This is a genomic window from Melioribacteraceae bacterium (assembly GCA_019638015.1).
Taxonomy (GTDB): Bacteria; Bacteroidota; Ignavibacteria; order Ignavibacteriales; family Melioribacteraceae; genus JAHBUP01.
Genome location: JAHBUP010000001.1, coordinates 903,715 through 921,103 on the forward strand (window position 1 = coordinate 903,715; position 17,389 = coordinate 921,103).

Annotated in this window: 14 protein-coding genes; all 14 read left to right on the forward strand. The window is 34.7% G+C overall.

Annotated features, from left to right (window positions below; translation table 11 throughout):
- Positions 1–76: 76 nt before the first annotated feature.
- The 14 genes from KF816_03590 to KF816_03655 all read left to right on the forward strand — a co-directional run bounded on the left by KF816_03590 (position 77) and on the right by KF816_03655 (position 17,321).
- Positions 77–1,708 carry a glycoside hydrolase 43 family protein gene (locus KF816_03590; protein MBX3007092.1) on the forward strand — a complete coding sequence of 544 codons (1,632 nt, stop codon included), beginning with the start codon at positions 77–79 and terminating at the stop codon, positions 1,706–1,708.
- Positions 1,709–1,790: 82 nt separating this feature from the next.
- Entirely contained in the window at positions 1,791–2,828 is a 1,038-nt protein-coding gene (locus KF816_03595; GenBank protein ID MBX3007093.1) for a radical SAM protein, read from the forward strand.
- Positions 2,829–2,868: 40 nt separating this feature from the next.
- Positions 2,869–4,218: a family 43 glycosylhydrolase gene (locus KF816_03600; GenBank protein MBX3007094.1), complete on the forward strand. Its 1,350-nt coding sequence runs from the start codon at positions 2,869–2,871 to the stop codon at positions 4,216–4,218.
- Positions 4,219–4,329: 111 nt separating this feature from the next.
- Positions 4,330–6,825 (forward strand): glycoside hydrolase family 95 protein, encoded by a 2,496-nt coding sequence (locus KF816_03605; protein MBX3007095.1) that lies wholly within the window; start codon positions 4,330–4,332, stop codon positions 6,823–6,825.
- Positions 6,826–7,070: 245 nt separating this feature from the next.
- The gene (locus KF816_03610) at positions 7,071–8,309 is read left to right on the forward strand and encodes a PAS domain S-box protein (protein ID MBX3007096.1); all 1,239 of its coding nucleotides are present in this window, start codon (positions 7,071–7,073) and stop codon (positions 8,307–8,309) included.
- 698 nt (positions 8,310–9,007) lie between these two features.
- Positions 9,008–9,265 carry a hypothetical protein gene (locus tag KF816_03615; GenBank protein MBX3007097.1) on the forward strand — a complete coding sequence of 86 codons (258 nt, stop codon included), beginning with the start codon at positions 9,008–9,010 and terminating at the stop codon, positions 9,263–9,265.
- Positions 9,266–9,306: 41 nt separating this feature from the next.
- Positions 9,307–9,978: a hypothetical protein gene (locus tag KF816_03620; protein MBX3007098.1), complete on the forward strand. Its 672-nt coding sequence runs from the start codon at positions 9,307–9,309 to the stop codon at positions 9,976–9,978.
- Positions 9,979–9,991: 13 nt separating this feature from the next.
- A complete protein-coding gene (locus KF816_03625; GenBank protein ID MBX3007099.1) occupies positions 9,992–10,753 on the forward strand; it encodes a 4Fe-4S dicluster domain-containing protein in 762 nt (253 codons plus the stop codon).
- The gene (gene hybB / locus KF816_03630) at positions 10,750–11,937 is read left to right on the forward strand and encodes a Ni/Fe-hydrogenase cytochrome b subunit (protein ID MBX3007100.1); all 1,188 of its coding nucleotides are present in this window, start codon (positions 10,750–10,752) and stop codon (positions 11,935–11,937) included. Before KF816_03625 ends, hybB begins: the two co-directional genes overlap by 4 nt.
- Before the next feature lie 15 nt (positions 11,938–11,952).
- A complete protein-coding gene (locus KF816_03635; protein MBX3007101.1) occupies positions 11,953–12,675 on the forward strand; it encodes a hypothetical protein in 723 nt (240 codons plus the stop codon).
- Between the two features lie 162 nt (positions 12,676–12,837).
- Positions 12,838–14,430, forward strand: coding sequence for a HAMP domain-containing histidine kinase (locus KF816_03640; protein ID MBX3007102.1), 1,593 nt, complete (start codon positions 12,838–12,840; stop codon positions 14,428–14,430).
- 11 nt (positions 14,431–14,441) lie between these two features.
- A complete protein-coding gene (locus KF816_03645) occupies positions 14,442–15,797 on the forward strand; it encodes a sigma-54-dependent Fis family transcriptional regulator (GenBank protein ID MBX3007103.1) in 1,356 nt (451 codons plus the stop codon).
- The gene (locus KF816_03650) at positions 15,797–16,330 is read left to right on the forward strand and encodes an archaemetzincin family Zn-dependent metalloprotease (GenBank protein ID MBX3007104.1); all 534 of its coding nucleotides are present in this window, start codon (positions 15,797–15,799) and stop codon (positions 16,328–16,330) included. The genes KF816_03645 and KF816_03650 overlap by 1 nt, the downstream gene beginning before the upstream one ends.
- A gap of 343 nt (positions 16,331–16,673) precedes the next feature.
- Positions 16,674–17,321 carry a response regulator transcription factor gene (locus KF816_03655; GenBank protein ID MBX3007105.1) on the forward strand — a complete coding sequence of 216 codons (648 nt, stop codon included), beginning with the start codon at positions 16,674–16,676 and terminating at the stop codon, positions 17,319–17,321.
- The last annotated feature ends 68 nt before the right edge of the window (positions 17,322–17,389 follow it).

A 17,389-nucleotide genomic window follows, 5' to 3' on the forward strand; every position in this document is an offset into this window, starting at 1 on the left:
TAAAACTTATCAATCTGTCTGTATTATTTTGTAACCGGTTACAGTGGTGTAATTGACAAAAACATAGGAATGAATTATGAAAATAAATTTTATTATATCAATATTATTAGTTGTGTTGATTTCAACTGTAAATATATTTGCACAAAAATTCCAAGCTGATAACGGAGATGGTACATTTACAAATCCAGTAATAGCGGCTGACTACCCCGATCCGGATGTAATTAGGGTTGATTCGGTTTACTATTTTGTATCAACTACAATGTTTGTTTTTCCCGGAGTTACAATACTTAAATCTTACGATCTTATTAATTGGGAATATTGCAGTAATGCCCTACCTCGTTTTGATTTTAATAAATGTTATGATCTTGACGGCTGCAACAGATATGGGCGCGGTCAATGGGCAACAAGTCTAAAATTCCATAACGGAAAATTCCACATTTTATTTATTACTCTGGATGAAGGGGGATTTTATTTAACCGCCGATAAAGCTGAAGGTCCTTGGGAAATTAATCGCTTGCCAAAAGGATTTTACGACCCCGGTTTGTTTTTTGATGACGACGGAAAAATTTACGTTGCTCATGGTTATAATAAAATTAGTATAACCGAAGTTGACAATAACCTTGTAGCAAAAAGTGATGATGTATTGGTTTACACGGGTGATATAAGGCGCGGACTCGAAGGTGCTCATGTTTATAAAATTAACGATTATTATTATTTGTATTGTACTTATGGCGGACTTGATGGTTTTCAAGTGGCACTTCGTTCAAAAAACATTTATGGACCATACGAACAAAAAGTGGTAATTAGAGATACTACTCACGGACCTAATTTTGGTATTCACCAAGGCGCACTTATTGAAACACAAACGGGAGAGTGGTGGACAATGCTATTTGTTGACAGCGGACCATTCGGAAGATTCCCATCGCTTCAACCTGTTACTTGGGTTGATGGTTGGCCAATGGTGGGAGTTGATGGAAAAGCAGTAGTAACTTTTAGAAAACCTAATGTTGGTAAAGAATATCCTATAAAAATTTTGCCAACATCTGATGAATTTGACATGCCTATCGGCGAGTCTGGCAATCCAGAATTAAATATGCAATGGGGATGGAATCATAATCCCGAACCAACTAAATGGTCTTTAAAGGAAAACCCTGGATTCTTGAGACTAAAAACCGTAACGGTGGTTGATAGTTTACAGAAAGCACGCAACACTCTTACACAAAGAATGTTTGCCTACTATTCTGATGATATAACATCCGAGGCGACGATTAAAATGGAATTTGAAAATATGAAAGACGGCGACATCGCCGGTTTAGCTGTTTTCCAAAATCCATACGCATATATAGGAATTAAGAAATCAAATGGTCATCATTATATAATTATGGTGAATAATGGTAAACTAATCGACTCAATTAAAGTTGATAAGACAAAAATATATTTACGCGCAAGCGCATTCTTTGGTTCAGGAGCAGCACCGCTTTACGGAGGTAAATCTGTTTCGGGTTCAGGGAATGCATCTTTCTCATATAGTCTCGATAATGATTCCTTTACGAAAATTGGTAATGAATTGAATATGAGATTTAATCTCAAAGTTTTTACAGGTAATAAATTTTGCCTTTTCAACTATGCAACCAAGGAAATTGGTGGGTATGTTGAATTTGACTGGTTTAGAACAAATCCAAGCAAAGTTGTCTTTAATAAGAAATAAATTGATAACAATGAGTTGTACTTTATGATCTAACTACTACTGATATCGTGTTGACTAATTCATTATTACAGGAGGTGAAATTATGGAATTCCCAATTTTCATTTCATTTACTCTTCTTAATGCGTGCAACCTTCGTTGTAAAATGTGCGGACAGTGGAGTGAAACCGGTTATGTGCGGAACAAAGTTGTTGAAGCAAATCCCCAATTAAAGGTAGATGTGTGGAAAAGACTTGTTGATGAAATTTCAAACCATAAGATCAGGTTTATTTTGATCAGAGGAGGCGAACCTTTTCTTTATCCAGGGATTATGGAGTTGATTGAATACATTAACAGTAAAGGAATTTTTGTTTCAATTGATACAAACGGAACAATGATTGAAAATTATGCCGTAGAGCTAGTTAGGATGGGAAATATGCATATAACTTTTTCTGTTGATGGACCTGAACCTGTTCATGATGAGGTTAGAGGGATAAAAGGAAGTTATAAACAAATAAAAGAAAATATTGAGTTGTTTAATCGACTCGAAAAAGAAAATAATAAATCAATAGGTAAGAGTATTTGTTTTACTATTAGTAAATACTCCTACAAAGGATTGGGGGAAATGCCGGATGTAGCAAGGGAAATGGGAATAAATTCAATCAACATTGTACCCTATTACTATTTCTCTCAAACTACCGGAGATAAATATGAGTTAGAATTGAAAACACATTTTAACACTTCAGCATATTCATGGAAGGGCTTTCAGCATGAAGATTCCGGAATAGATTTTCAAGTCTTCAAGCATGAGTATGAAAAATATATTTCAACACTCAATGGTATCGAAAATTTTCCTTTCATGCCCTTTGGTCTTGATGAATATAAATCATGGTTTGAGGATGATAACTCGGTTGTCGGTTCCACACAATGTCTGAATGTTGAAAAATTAATTGATATTCAACCTAATGGTGATGCAAACTTCTGCATCGATTTTCCCGATTACGTAATCGGAAATATTAAGGATATGACAATCTCAGAAATATGGAATAGCAGTAGAGCTGAAAAATTTAGAAGTTATAGAAGGAATAACCCGCTGGCAATATGCTACAGATGCGGTGGAAAATATTGTTCCGAAATTAATTAACGAGTAATGTAATGTGAAAAAATTAATTGGGATATAATCAATGAAATATTACCAAACCATTTTAAAGGTGTCAGCAAGTATAATATTATTAGCATCAATCAATATGTATGCTCAAAATCCAATTATCACAAATCAATTTACCGCTGATCCATCCGCAAGAGTATTCGATGGAAAAGTTTATCTATATCCCTCGCATGATATTCCACCGGTTGAAGGGAAAACACGCCCCGATTGGTTCTGCATGGAAGATTATCACGTTTTCTCATCTTCCAATCTCACGGAATGGACCGATCACGGTGTTATTTTAGATCAAACACAGATCCCCTGGGCCAATCCTACCGCATATAGCTTATGGGCTCCCGATTGTATCTATAGAAATGGTAAATATTATTTTTACTTTCCCGCTCCTCATAAGGATACAACTAAAGGAAGAGGATTCTCAATTGGTGTTGCTACATCTGATAATCCCTATGGTCCATTTACTCCGGAACCTGAACCAATTAAAGGAGTACGCGGCATTGATCCCAATGTATTAATTGATAAAGACGGGCAGGCATATTTATACTGGTCAGCAAGAAATATTTTTGTCGCAAAACTAAAAGAGAATATGACTGAACTTGAATCCGAGCCATTGATAATTCCAAATTTACCTGATAAAGGACTTAAGGAAGGTCCATTTGTTTTTGAGCGGAATGGTATTTACTACTTAACTTTTCCTCATGTTGAAAATGTAACGGAGCGGCTTGAGTATGCAATTGCCGATAATCCGATGGGACCTTTTGAAATGGTTGGTGTAATTATGGATGAATCACCAACGGGATGCTGGACAAATCATCACTCGATAATTGAGTATGATAATCAATGGTATCTTTTCTATCATCACAATGATTACTCCCCCAACTTTGATAAAAATAGATCTGTTAGAATTGACAGCCTATTTTTTAATGAGGATGGAACAATACAAAAAGTTATTCCAACATTACGTGGTGTTGGAATAACGAATGCATCAGATAAAATCCAGATAGATAGATTCAGTTTGAAAAGCAGTAACGGATCATCAATAGATTTTCTAGATACACTAAAAAGATTTGAAGGATGGAAAACAATCCTCGATTCCGAAAAAGCATGGATGCAGTATAACAGTGTTAATTTTGAAGGAAGTAAAAAGCATATCGCTATAAAAATTAGAGCTTCATCAAAAACGGGAGCCGATTTACTAGTGAGATTAAATAATGCTGAAGGACCAATTATTGCTGAGGTAAAAATTCCTAAAGTTGATGAATGGACAACAGTTACTTCTCCTTTGCTAAAATATGAAGAAGGGATTAATAATATCATTATTCAATTAAAAAATAATTATGCCGAGATAGACTGGATAAGCTTTGAATAATGGCGATGAGTTTTACCTGATCGGAAGAATGATAAAATCAATTCAGTTGAAGAACTGCGCTATACCTAATCTCCTTAGTGCAATTAGTGAAAATATTCATTTGGAACTGGTATGAAAATGAAAATATGTGTGAAGTGTAGTAAGACATTTCTAATTATCATATTTTATTTAATTCTAGGGGGGTACATATATTCTCAGAATAATTCTTTACTTAAGCTATGGTATGAACAACCAGCAACACGATGGGTTGAGGCGCTTCCGATAGGCAACGGGCGTTTAGGAGCTATGGTTTTTGGAAATCCTTCCAGTGAAAAAATTCAGCTTAATGAAAACACAATTTGGGCGGGCCAGCCCTATCGTAATGATAATCCCGACGCAAAAGAAGCGTTGCCAAAAGTAAGACAATTAATTTTTGATGGTAATTACCAAGAAGCACAAAATTTAGTAAATCAAAAATTTATTAGCCGTAATTCACATGGTATGCCCTATCAAACAGCCGGAAACTTAGACCTAATTTTTGATGGTCACCATAATTATTCTAACTACTATCGTGAATTAGATATTGAAAATGCAGTTACATTAACTAGATATAATGTTGATGGCGTCACTTTCACCCGTGAGGTTTTTGCTTCATTTCCGGATCAAGTTATTGTAATGAAGATTACTACTGACCAACCAGGAAAAATAAATTTTTCCGCTTCGATGAATCATCCTCTCCCGGTAAAAATTAAGATCATCGGAAATGATAAATTAATAATGGCGGGTACAACTGGTGACTGCGATTCAATTAAAGGCGCGGTAAAGTTTGAAGTTCATGCCAAGATAAAAGCTGAGGGGGGAACTGTATCTGCAATGGAGGAGAGTCTTTCTGTTGCTAATGCCAATGAAGCTATTATCTATATCTCTATTGCTTCAAGTTTTATAAACTATATGGATATAAGCGGGAATGCGGGTGAAAGGGCAGATTCATTTCTAACGAAATCATTAGCAAAAAAATATGAAACAGTCCTCGAAAATCACATCATTGACTACCAAAAATATTTTAATAGAGTAACTATCGACCTCGGAAATACAGATAATGATAAGAAACCTACAGATAAAAGAATTGAGCAGTTCGCTTCATCAAACGATCCTCAATTAGCGGCATTGTGTTTTCAATTCGGGCGATTTTTATTAATAAGTTCATCAAGACCGGGGGGACAACCGGCAAATCTTCAAGGTATTTGGAATGATCAACTTTATCCGCCCTGGGACAGCAAATACACGGTTAATATTAACACTGAAATGAATTATTGGCCTTCAGAAAATACCAATCTCACCGAAATGAATGAGCCGCTTATTCAGATGATACGGGAACTCTCGCAAGCAGGTAAAGAGACGGCAAAAGTAATGTATGATGCCGATGGCTGGGTGCTTCATCACAACACAGATATTTGGAGAATGAGCGGTCCAATTGATGGATCTTTTTGGGGGATGTGGCCAATGGGAGGCGCATGGCTTTCTCAACATCTATATGAAAAGTATGAGTATAGTGGTGATGTTGAATATCTTAAATCTATTTTTCCAATTCTAAAAAGCGCGGTAGAATTTTATTTGAGTTTTTTAATTGAAGAACCAAAAAATAAATGGCTTGTTGTTTCTCCATCAATCTCCCCAGAAAATGCTCCGGCAACTCATCCCGAATATTCAATAGCTGCAGGAACTACTATGGATAATCAATTACTTTTTGATCTCTTTACCAAAACAATTATTGCATCAGAAATAATTAATGCTGATGAGAAATTTATAGTAAGAATAAAAGATACATTAAAACGTTTACCCCCGAAGCAAATTGGCAAGTGGGGACAGCTTCAGGAATGGATTGAAGATTGGGATGATCCAAAAGATAATCACCGGCATGTATCTCATTTGTATGGATTATATCCTTCAAATCAGATTTCTCCTTATAGAACACCGGAATTATTCTCCGCGGCAAAAACATCATTGATGGCACGCGGCGATGAATCTACGGGCTGGTCTATGGGATGGAAAATAAATTTATGGGCTCGACTTCTCGATGGAGATCATGCGTTAAAATTAATTACTGATCAATTGACTCCTTCGATTCAAAAGGATGGAAATGAGAGGGGAGGTACATATCCCAATCTTTTCGATGCGCATCCCCCATTCCAAATTGATGGTAACTTTGGTTTTACCGCGGGAATTACTGAAATGCTTGTTCAGAGCCACGATGGTTTTGTTTTCCTTCTCCCCGCACTACCTTCAAAATGGAAAAATGGAAGCATTAATGGAATACGACTTAGAGGAGGATTTGAGATTAAAAATATGGAATGGAGAGAGGGGGAAATATCAAAATTAGCTATTAAATCAAACCTTGGCGGAAATTTGCGGATTCGTTCCTATTCAAAATTAACTCATGAAGGTACTAATGCACTTAGTGCTACTGAGGGTAATAACACTAATCACTTTTACCAAACCGCAATGGGAAAGGGGGTTATTATTAATAATTCAACCGCAATTAAAAATGTTGAATTAAAAGAAACATTTCTATATGACTTTGATACTCAGCCTGAGAAAGAATATATCTTTACTGGATCACAATATTGACAATAGAGCATCATTAAATTTGGTCGTTTTTATACTCTTAACTAGAGCTCTTGCCACTCATTAAATTTGCTCCAATGGGATTGCACATCCATTATAACCTAAATTTAAATTAAGCCCCCCTTTAAAACATCAAATTTTATTCGATTATAGGTGAAAAAACACTCGAGTAAATGAACAAATTATATCTTCTCCAAAAATCCTCAAAGGCTTTTTCAAAATTCATACGAATGAAAAGGTGGCAAATAATGCTCTACCTTTTTATTATTACCGAAGCAATGGCTTTCAGTTTGAATTTTATACAAAGCTATTTGTGGTGGGGATATATCAATATTGAGCTACTTTATATAGGCACAATTGATGCGGCGGTAATTGTTCTAATACTTGGGCCTGCCTTAATTTATTTGGTTTCTCAGATAACCCGCTTTGAAGAATATAGAAAAGAAGTTCAGGTTCAAAGCAAGGTGGAACAAAAATACCGGCACTATATTGAGAATGCTCTTGATATAGTTACTGTTATTGATAAAAACGGATTTATAAAATATGAGAGCCCCTCAATCGAAAAAATGCTCGGTTACCAGCCCAATGAATTGATAGGCAAAAATGTATTTGATTTCCTTCACCCGGATGAGCGCGATTATCTATTCAAAATATTTAAAGAAAAAATAATAGAACACAATTCTAGTGTTACATTAGAATTAAGATTTTTGAGGCGTAATGGAACATGGGCTATTCTAAGTGTTTCAGGAAGGAATTTGCTTCACAATGAACTGGTCGATGGTATTGTGCTTAACTCCAGAGATATTAGTGAATTAAAAGAATCACAAGTAAAACTTTCTCAACTCCTCGATGAGAAAAAAGTTCTTATTAGAGAAATTCATCATAGGGTTAAGAATAATTTCCAATCAGTCTCTTCAATGCTTTTTTTACAAGCAAGTATGTTAACGGATGAAAGTTTAAAGGAAATACTAAATGTAAGCCGCAATAGAGTACACTCACTTGCAATAATACATGAGAAATTGCAGGATTCGGATGATGTCTCCAATGTAAATCTCAGGACTTATTTCCAGCGACTACTCGAGAATATTGAGAAAAGTTATCAATCACAAAATCAGAAAATCAAGATTAATTTTAATATGCCGGAAGATATTGTGTTACCCGTTAATCAATCGGTTCAGGTTGGATTAATTTTTAATGAGATAATTTCCAATGTATTTAAGTATGCGTTCCCCGATAACCGCGAAGGAGTTATCACAATTAATTTTGAAAGAAGTAAAGGAATGCACTGTTTAATTGTGAAAGATAACGGAATTGGGCTTCCCTCTGACTTTGACATTTCTCAAAGCAATCGGTTGGGATTAAAATTAATTGAGCTTATCTCTAAGCAGTTAAATGGACAGTTTTCCTTTACAAGTAAAGAAGGCACTGAATTCAATTTAACATTTCCTCAGGTTAGCGCCGACAAATTAAATCGAATAAAAAAATAATTCATCCTACCATTTAAAAGCAGTACTAACCACTTAACAAGGTAAGTGTCATGTCGAGTGAGATTGCTATTACTTTTTGTTATCGAGACATGTCAAGTGATTCATCTCTCGATAAACTCGAGATGACAGATGAGAGCCATCTCTCGATAAACTCGGGATGACCATTGAATTGGTGTCGGATGATTGTCATGTCGAGTGAGATTCCTTTTACCTTTTGTTATCGAGACATGTCAGATGAGAGCCATCTCTCGATAAACTCGAGATGACAGATGAGCGCCATCCCTTGATAAACTCGGGATGACCATTGAATTGGTGTCGGATGATTGTCATGTCGAGTGAGATTCCTTTTACCTTTTGTTATCGAGACATGACAAGTGATTCATCTCTCGATCAACTCGAGATGACAGATGAATTCCATCCCTCGATAAACTCGGGATGACGAGGTGGGTCATGTCGAATGAAATTGTTGTTGCATATTGCCGCAAAACTCTACAACCACAATTCAATAGATGATGTAATATTCAACATAGGTATGTTGAATAAATTAACACTTTTTGATGAGCCCGTAGTATAACAATTCTACATCCTCTCCCTAACTCCTTTTATTACAATACAATATAAGAATAGAAGATGTCCATTAATTAGTGGTATGCTAATTGCAACAATATACCCATAATTAAAGGTATTAGGAGTTCATCATGTTTACATTCATAGTAGTACTCATATTTGTTTTTGTCGCAGTTGATTTACTAGTTCGATTTGTAATTGAACCAATGCTCACAACTTCTAAAAAGAAGAAAAAAGCTGTGAGATCATTTTCACCAAGATTTGATCCAACGGTAAAACTGGCAACTGAAACAATGTATGATGGAGGAGAACCACATAATGAAGATGGTTCACCCAAATCTGTTAAGCCGGAAAGTAACCCAACAGATGCCGGAACAGAATCTAAATAATCAAAAAAATAATTGTAAGTATTCAATAATAAGGATGCAAAATGGTCGCACTTTTTGTAATGACGGCGTTTTTACTCATACTAATAATTGACATGATAGTATTAAGAATGGAGGGAAAATATCATCCCGCATTCGAACCAACATCACCACAGTATGAGTTGCCAATACTTAACGGAAAAAATTATTCTATTCCTTCGGATATATATTTTTCAAAAGGGCACACATGGTATAGAAATAATAAAAACGGATTGATTGATATAGGAATTGATGAGTTTGGAGCAACGGCATTGGGGAAACTTTCTGTAATAAAGTTTGCTGAGATGGGCAAGGAATTGAAAAGAGGTGATGTAGTTTTTGAGGGCACATATGGAAATAATCCTATAAAATTTTTATCGCCAATAAATGGAACCGTAAATTCTGTTAACACAAACATTATTAATAATGAAATTGCGGCTCCTTATAAAACATGGGGCGTTCAGCTATCTCCAAATGAAAATAGTATAAACCATGAACTGTTTTTCTCAGGAGAAAAAGCCGCAAGTTGGTTGAGTCAAGAATTTAATAGACTTAAAAATTTTATTGAACAAAATACACCAAATGTTGCTGTAGCCGGCGAAACTATGTACGATGGTGGATTACCCAATAATAATAGTATTACTTCAATGGATGATAAAGCAGTAAATAATTTTGAAAAAGAATTTCTCTCACTATAAAACTGGAAAAACTATGTTGAACGGAAATGGGATACTATTTGATGTATCACTTTGTGTAGGATGCGGATCCTGTGCTCAGGCTTGTAAAGAGGTTAATAATTTACCCGAGACAAACAAGGATTTTCTAAAAGATCATCTTTCGGATAATACATTTACGGTAGTGGAACAATATGGCGATTTATATGCGCGTAAACTTTGTATGCATTGTAATGAACCGGCTTGTGAATCTGTTTGCTTAGTTGGTGCAATAAAGAAAACTGAGACCGGAGCAGTTGTTTATGATGCTGATAAGTGCATAGGATGCAGATATTGTATGCAGGCTTGTCCTCATAAAATTCCACGTTACGAGTGGGGTACTACTAAACCACGCATTCGCAAATGTGTGTTATGCAACGACCGAGTTAACGCCGGCAAATTGCCCGGTTGCGTTGAAGCCTGTCCAACTGAAGCAACATTGTATGGCAGCATAGAGAAATTAATTGCGATTGCTAATCGAAGGTTAAAAGAAGATCCCGATAAATATTATCAAAAAATATATGGTCTTGAGGATGTAGGGGGGAGCCATGTTCTAGTAATATCACCGGTACCATTTGAACAATTAGGGTATGTATCAATGCTGCCAAAAGAACCGATGCCCGAATTCACAAATAGAGCGATGGAGAAAATTCCATCTGTTGTAGTAGTAGGAGGAGCATTTTTGAGTGGTATGTATTGGCTCACAAAAAGAAAAAATCAATTAGCGAAAGAAAAAAAATCTAATAATGGAAATTTATGAAAGCGAAAATTAGTGAAATATTAAAACCAACTTTTTGGAAAGTAGTATCCGTATTCATTGTAATTGTTGGATTATTTTCAACCTTTAATAGGTTTTATTACGGATTAGGGGCAACAACTAATTTACATGACTTTGTGCCGTGGGGTTTATGGATAGGATTCGATTTTATTGGTGTTGGTCTTGCAGCCGCCGGATTTACAATTGCGGCAACGGTTCACATCTTTAATATTCATAAATATGAACCCCTTGTAAAACCAGCAATTCTTACAGCATATTTATCTTATTCGGTTGTTGTCTGTCTGCTTGTAGTTGATTTAGGGCGTCCAGAACATTTTTGGCATCCGCTGGTAATGTGGAATATTAATTCAGTAATGTTTGAGATTACGTGGTGCTTAATTTGTTACACAACAGTTCTAATTCTGGAATTTGCTCCAGTCATACTCAAAAAATATAATATCACTGCACCCATTAAATATTTAAAAATGATCTCAATCCCAGTGATTATTGCGGGTATTATATTTTCTACTTTGCATCAATCATCATTTGGTTCGTTGTACCTAATTGTTCCCGGAAAATTACACCCTCTATGGTACTCATCATTACTTCCAGTACATTTTTTTGTTTCATGCATCGCGGCGGGTCTTTCAATGATAATATTTGAATCGTATCAAGTTGCGAGAGCATTTACAAAAGAGGAGGGTTTTAAGAATACAGAATTGAGAATGGATATTTTATCCGGGACCTCTATTGCTGTTTTGATAGCACTGATAGGGGGTTTTTTATTGAAGATTTATGACTTTGTTGATACTGGTAAATTAGAATATTTGACAGTATTTACAACTGAGACATACCTATTTTACCTTGAAATAATTGTTGGAACAATTGTGCCAATCTGGTTGCTCAGTTATAAGAAATTTAGAGAAGATAGAAAAATGCTCTACGTAATTTCGGTTTGCGTTATTTGCGGATTAATACTTAACCGACTCAATGTTAGTATTACCGGGCTTGCAGCGTCTTCAGGTGTTAATTATTTCCCATCATTCGATGAGATAAGCATAACATTGATGCTGGTAGTATTAGCGATGTTTTCTTTTAAAGTTATCTCCAAAAATTTTCCTGTATTTGTAGGTGATGAACATGAAGAGTTGGAAGAACAATCAGCCATGCTAAAATTAAGTAAATAAAATCAAGTGAAATAAATGAACAGTGAAAATGATTTTAGGAATAATGATTACGAAAGATTGAAATGTATATGGATGGCTTCTCAAGTAATTGAATATAAATTATGCGATCACCAATTTGATTGTGAAAATTGTCCATTTGATCAAGTAATGAGAAATTACTTAAACAAAAAGGAGCCGGTGGAATTAAGCACTACTAATGTGGTGAACATAATTTCGGAGAGATTACAAAAAATTAAATATGACGATAAAATTACTTATCTCGATAATAACTTTATCGCCAAGGAAATATGCCAAAATACATATTACCTTGGTATCAATCCTATTTTGCACTACTATCTTGATGCGGTAAGTTCCACTACTATTCAAGAATGCGGGAAAAATATTTCTATAGGTCAACATCTAATTCAGTTTTCAGGGAGATGGGGTTCAATAAATCTTTATGCTCCAATGAATTTAATAATTTATGATAAGTTAGGTGATCCATCTGATCATAATTCTAAATCGCAGTGGTTTGCAATTATTGGTGATATAAATAAAGAGATTTCCGACTGCAGAATAACTCAAGAAGAATGGAATTCGAAATATCAAAAAGCGATTGAAATAATTGAAGAGACTAAATCTCAATTGCCTAAAGTTGGCAGTACAATGTTTGATGGAGGAACGCAGTTAAATTATTTATATCAGATTGTAGGTACAGAAAGATATCTCGAAATTCTGCACTCGCTCTGCAGTGAGTAATACCAGAACTTTAATTCAGCCTCGATAAAATAAATGAGTTTTGCATCATTTATTTTTATCACAAAACTCACTTGCTTGCCTTTTATTAAAGGGATAACAGCTCTGAAAGAGTGTATCTATTTAAAGTATTGCCTAATTTTACAATGACTATTTACGGGGTTTATGAAAACGAAAGTTCTAAATAAACTAAGTGTTCGGCTAATAATATCATTATCATTTATTCTTTTTACTATTCTTTCGGCATACACTTATTTCATCATCACCAATCTTGATAAATATTTAACGCAGTCAAGATATGAAAGCGCTTACAATATTAGTGATATCATAAAAAAATCAACACGCTATAGTATGTTGTTAAACCGTCGTGAAGATGTTCATCAAATTATAAAAACACTCCGTTCTGAAATTGGCGTGGAAGAAATACGCATTTATGACAAACAGGGTATTGTTATTTATTCTACAGATCCAAAGGAAATTTTTACAAAGGTTGATTTAAGAGCTGAAGCATGTATAGGATGCCATAATAGTTCTGTTCCATTAAAGCAGTTGAATGATAAAGATAAAAGCAGAATATATAGAACTGCCGATAATAAACGTGTGCTTGGGGTTATTAATCCAATTCAAAATGAGCCAGATTGCTCAAGTGCTGAATGCCATGCACACTCTCCCCAAGTGGGAATTTTGGGAGTGCTTGATGTAGCGGTTTCGTTGGAACACCTTGATACGATCATCGAAAGCAGTAAAAGAAATGTACTTATAACCTCAGTACTGATAGTTATTGTAATTTCTTTTTTTTCCGGTCTCTTTATTACAATATTGGTTAATAAGCCAATTAATAAAATGAGGAAAGGAATTGAAGAGGTTGGTAATGGAAATTTAGATTATAAAATTGAGGTAGATTCAACAAACGAACTTGGACAGATGGCTCGAAGATTTAATGAGATGTCATCAAAACTTAATGATGCATATATAGAAATTAAAAATTGGTCCGATACATTAAATGAAAAAGTAAATGAAAAAACTAAAGAATTAAAAAATATATACAATCAGGTTTATCAAATTGAAAAATTGGCTTCACTCGGCAAATTATCGGCAACAGTTGCTCATGAATTGAATAACCCGCTTGCCGGAATACTAACTTTGAGTAAACTGGTTTCCAAAAAAATAAAAACAGCTCAAAATGACTCGGAGTATGCCGATATACTTGAATATCTTGAGCTAATCTCGAATGAATCGGCTCGTTGCGGACAAATAGTAAAAGACTTACTGATTTTCTCTCATTCAGAACCTGATGAGTTCGCAAAGGAAAATCTTATAAAAATAATAGACAATAGTGTAACCGTGATTAATCATCATCTTAAAATTAATGGAATTACCCTGGTTAAAGATTATGAAGAGGAGCTGGTTGAAATTTACTGTAATGCCAATAAAATACAGCAAGCGTTAATGTCGTTGTTGATTAATTCGATTGAGGCAATGACTAATAAGGGAAAAATCGTTATAAAATTAGCTCGTGAACAAAGTAATGTGGTTATAAGAATAATAGATGAGGGTTCGGGGATTGCCGAGAAGGATTTACCTTTTATTTTCGAACCATTTTATTCAACAAAAGAAGCTTCATTCGGCACCGGACTTGGCTTGGCTGTAGTTTACGGAATCATTTCTAATCATAATGGTAAAATTGAAATAGAGAAAACTTCAAATGAAGGAACTACATTTAAATTAGTGCTACCACAAAATGAACAACTTGCTTAATAGGAAGATTTATGGATAAGAAACAACGAATTTTAATAGTAGATGACGAAAAAATTGTTCGTGAATCTCTCTTTCACTGGTTCGAAGAAGAAAATTATTTTGTTGATACTGCCGAGGATGGAGAAATTGCTCTAAAAAAATATTCGAAAGAAAAGTTCGACCTTCTGCTTGTTGATATGAAGATGCCCGGTATGAGCGGTTTAGATTTGCTATCTAAAATAAAAGCAATTGATAAAGATGCGCTTATAATTCTCTTCACGGCATTTTCTTCAGTACCAACCGCAATTGCCGCTTTAAAAAATGGCGCGTACGATTACATAACAAAACCTGTAGATCCCGATGAACTTGCGCATCTCGTAAAAAATGCACTTGAAAAACGTGCGTTAAAAATGGAAAATGTTCAACTAAAGGAAAATATTAGTGAGATAATTAGACCCGATAATTTGATTGGTGAGAGTTTTCAGATTAGAAAGATATATGAGCTTGTAAACTCGGTTTCGCGTACAGATACTACTGTGATGATTAGGGGAGAGAGCGGAACAGGTAAAGAATTAATAGCAAAGGCAATTCATATTAATAGTAACCGAAAATATTCTCCTATAATTACTGTGAACTGCGGCGCTCTTGCCGAATCTTTATTGGAAAGTGAATTGTTCGGGCATGAGAAAGGTTCCTTCACCGGTGCTCAGTTTAAAAGAAAGGGAAAGTTTGAAATGGCCGATGGAGGAACAATCTTTCTTGATGAAATTGGCTCTATCTCACTCCGGATGCAAATAGAACTATTAAGAGTAATTGAAACAAAACAATTTAATCGTGTTGGTGGAAATGAATTAATAAAAAGCGATTTCCGAGTGATTACAGCAACTAATGAACCACTCGAGGAATTGGTTAAAGCCGGTAAGTTTAGAGAAGATTTATATTATAGATTAAATGTTTTTACAATCGTAATATCCCCATTGCGTGAAAGAAGAGATGACATCCCCCTGCTAGTTGATTTTTTTATCAATAAGTTTTCGAGCGCTATGAATAAAAAGAATAAGAGCATTTCAAAAGAGGCATTGGACTTTTTAATAAATTATGATTGGCCGGGAAATGTTAGAGAACTGGAAAACGCAATTGAACGAGCAATGGTAGTTGGGAAACAGGATACAATAATTGTTGATGATTTACCATTTCATGTTTCAAAGAATAATTTTGATTTGATGAAAGATGAAAAAAGTTTAGCGGCTATGGAGAAAAAATATATTCAAAAAATTCTAAATGAAAACAGTTGGAATATTTCTAAAACGGCTCAAATACTTGAGATTGACCGGGTTACACTTTACAATAAAATAAGCAAGTACGGCCTTCGAAAAGATGAGTATTAATGGAAATATTTTTAGCTCCCCTCAAATTTTACAGCAATGTACTTCTTGAAAGACTTGTTAAGGAATTATCAAATAGATTCTCATCAAAAATTCATGTAATTGATTTAAAGGTAAATCTTGATGATTTCTTTTCTGTTGATAGAAGGCAGTATTACTCCACTCAGATTATTGCGGAAGTTATAAAACTAACTGATGAATATGATGGAAAAGTAATCTTGTTAACCGATGTAGATATTTTTGTTCCGGCATTAACTTTTGTTTTTGGTGAAGCTCAGCTAAATGGGAAACACTCAATTCTCTCCGTTTGTCGCTTGCACGAAGAATTTTATTCCGGCATTTCAGATGAGAATCTATTATTGGAGCGTACAGTTAAGGAAGCGCTTCATGAGCTTGGACATAATTTTGGATTGCGTCACTGCATAGATTGGGATTGTGTGATGCATTCATCTAACGGTGTTGAAGAAGTTGACATTAAAGGAAATACTTACTGTCGTAAATGCAGAACAGTTATCGGGGATTATAAATATTATTAATGCGGCAATCTCTAATCGATGCGTAATATTATCAAACTTCATTTTCAATTCTTACATAAATAACAGTTCTGACTGATGAAATTATGAGTTGAATTGTTCAGTGTAATGATTGGACATCAAAGTAGATAGAAGATCATTTTAGGATATATACTAAATATTCAATAAATGGGTAACAGTAAAAATAATTTGAATTAGTAGCCTTACTAACACTATCAAGTTGGAGAGCTGCATATTGACAACTGAAAATACTCCTATTCTACCCACACTATTTAATAACAAATGGGAAAGGTGCTTTACAATTAATAATCTAGGCACTTAATAAAGTAAATCAACATTAATAAGAATGGAACAGATTAGCATTCTTTTGGCCGAAGACCAAGCAGTAATAAGAATGGCGCTAGTTCATTACTTTAATTCTTTTAGTCACCTCACAGTTATTGCCGAAGCGAGCAACGGGTTTGAAATGATTCAAAAATATAATGTTCATAATCCCGATGTGGTCCTCTGTGATATTGAAATGCCACGGCTCGACGGCCTCGAAGCAGCAACAAAAATCTTGAAAGAACGTAATGATGCGAAGATTATTATAATGACCGGATATCATAGACGTTTTATGGAATCAGATTTGGCGGGTATAGGAATAAAAGGATTTGTTGATAAATGCGCATCCCTTAATGAACTTAAATTTGTTTTAGAGCAAATTGCTAAGGGAAGCTCATTCATTAAAACTAATAATAGAATGTTAAGAGCAAATTATTTTATTGAAGATAAAAATGCGCCGAATTATGATAATCATAGATTAACAAATCGTGAGATGGAAATATTAGAACAAATCGGCGTAGGAAAAACAAGCCAGGAGATTGCCGATTTTTTATTTATTAGTAAAAGAACAGTCGATTATCATAGAACTCAAATAATTCAAAAGCTGAATTTGCGATCATCATGCCAGCTTATTATCTACGCAACAAATTATTTGAAGAAAAAAGCATAACATTTCTTCCATGTTTTTAAGACAAAGCATTTATTCCAAACAATCCACCTTCTCTGTATAAAATCTAA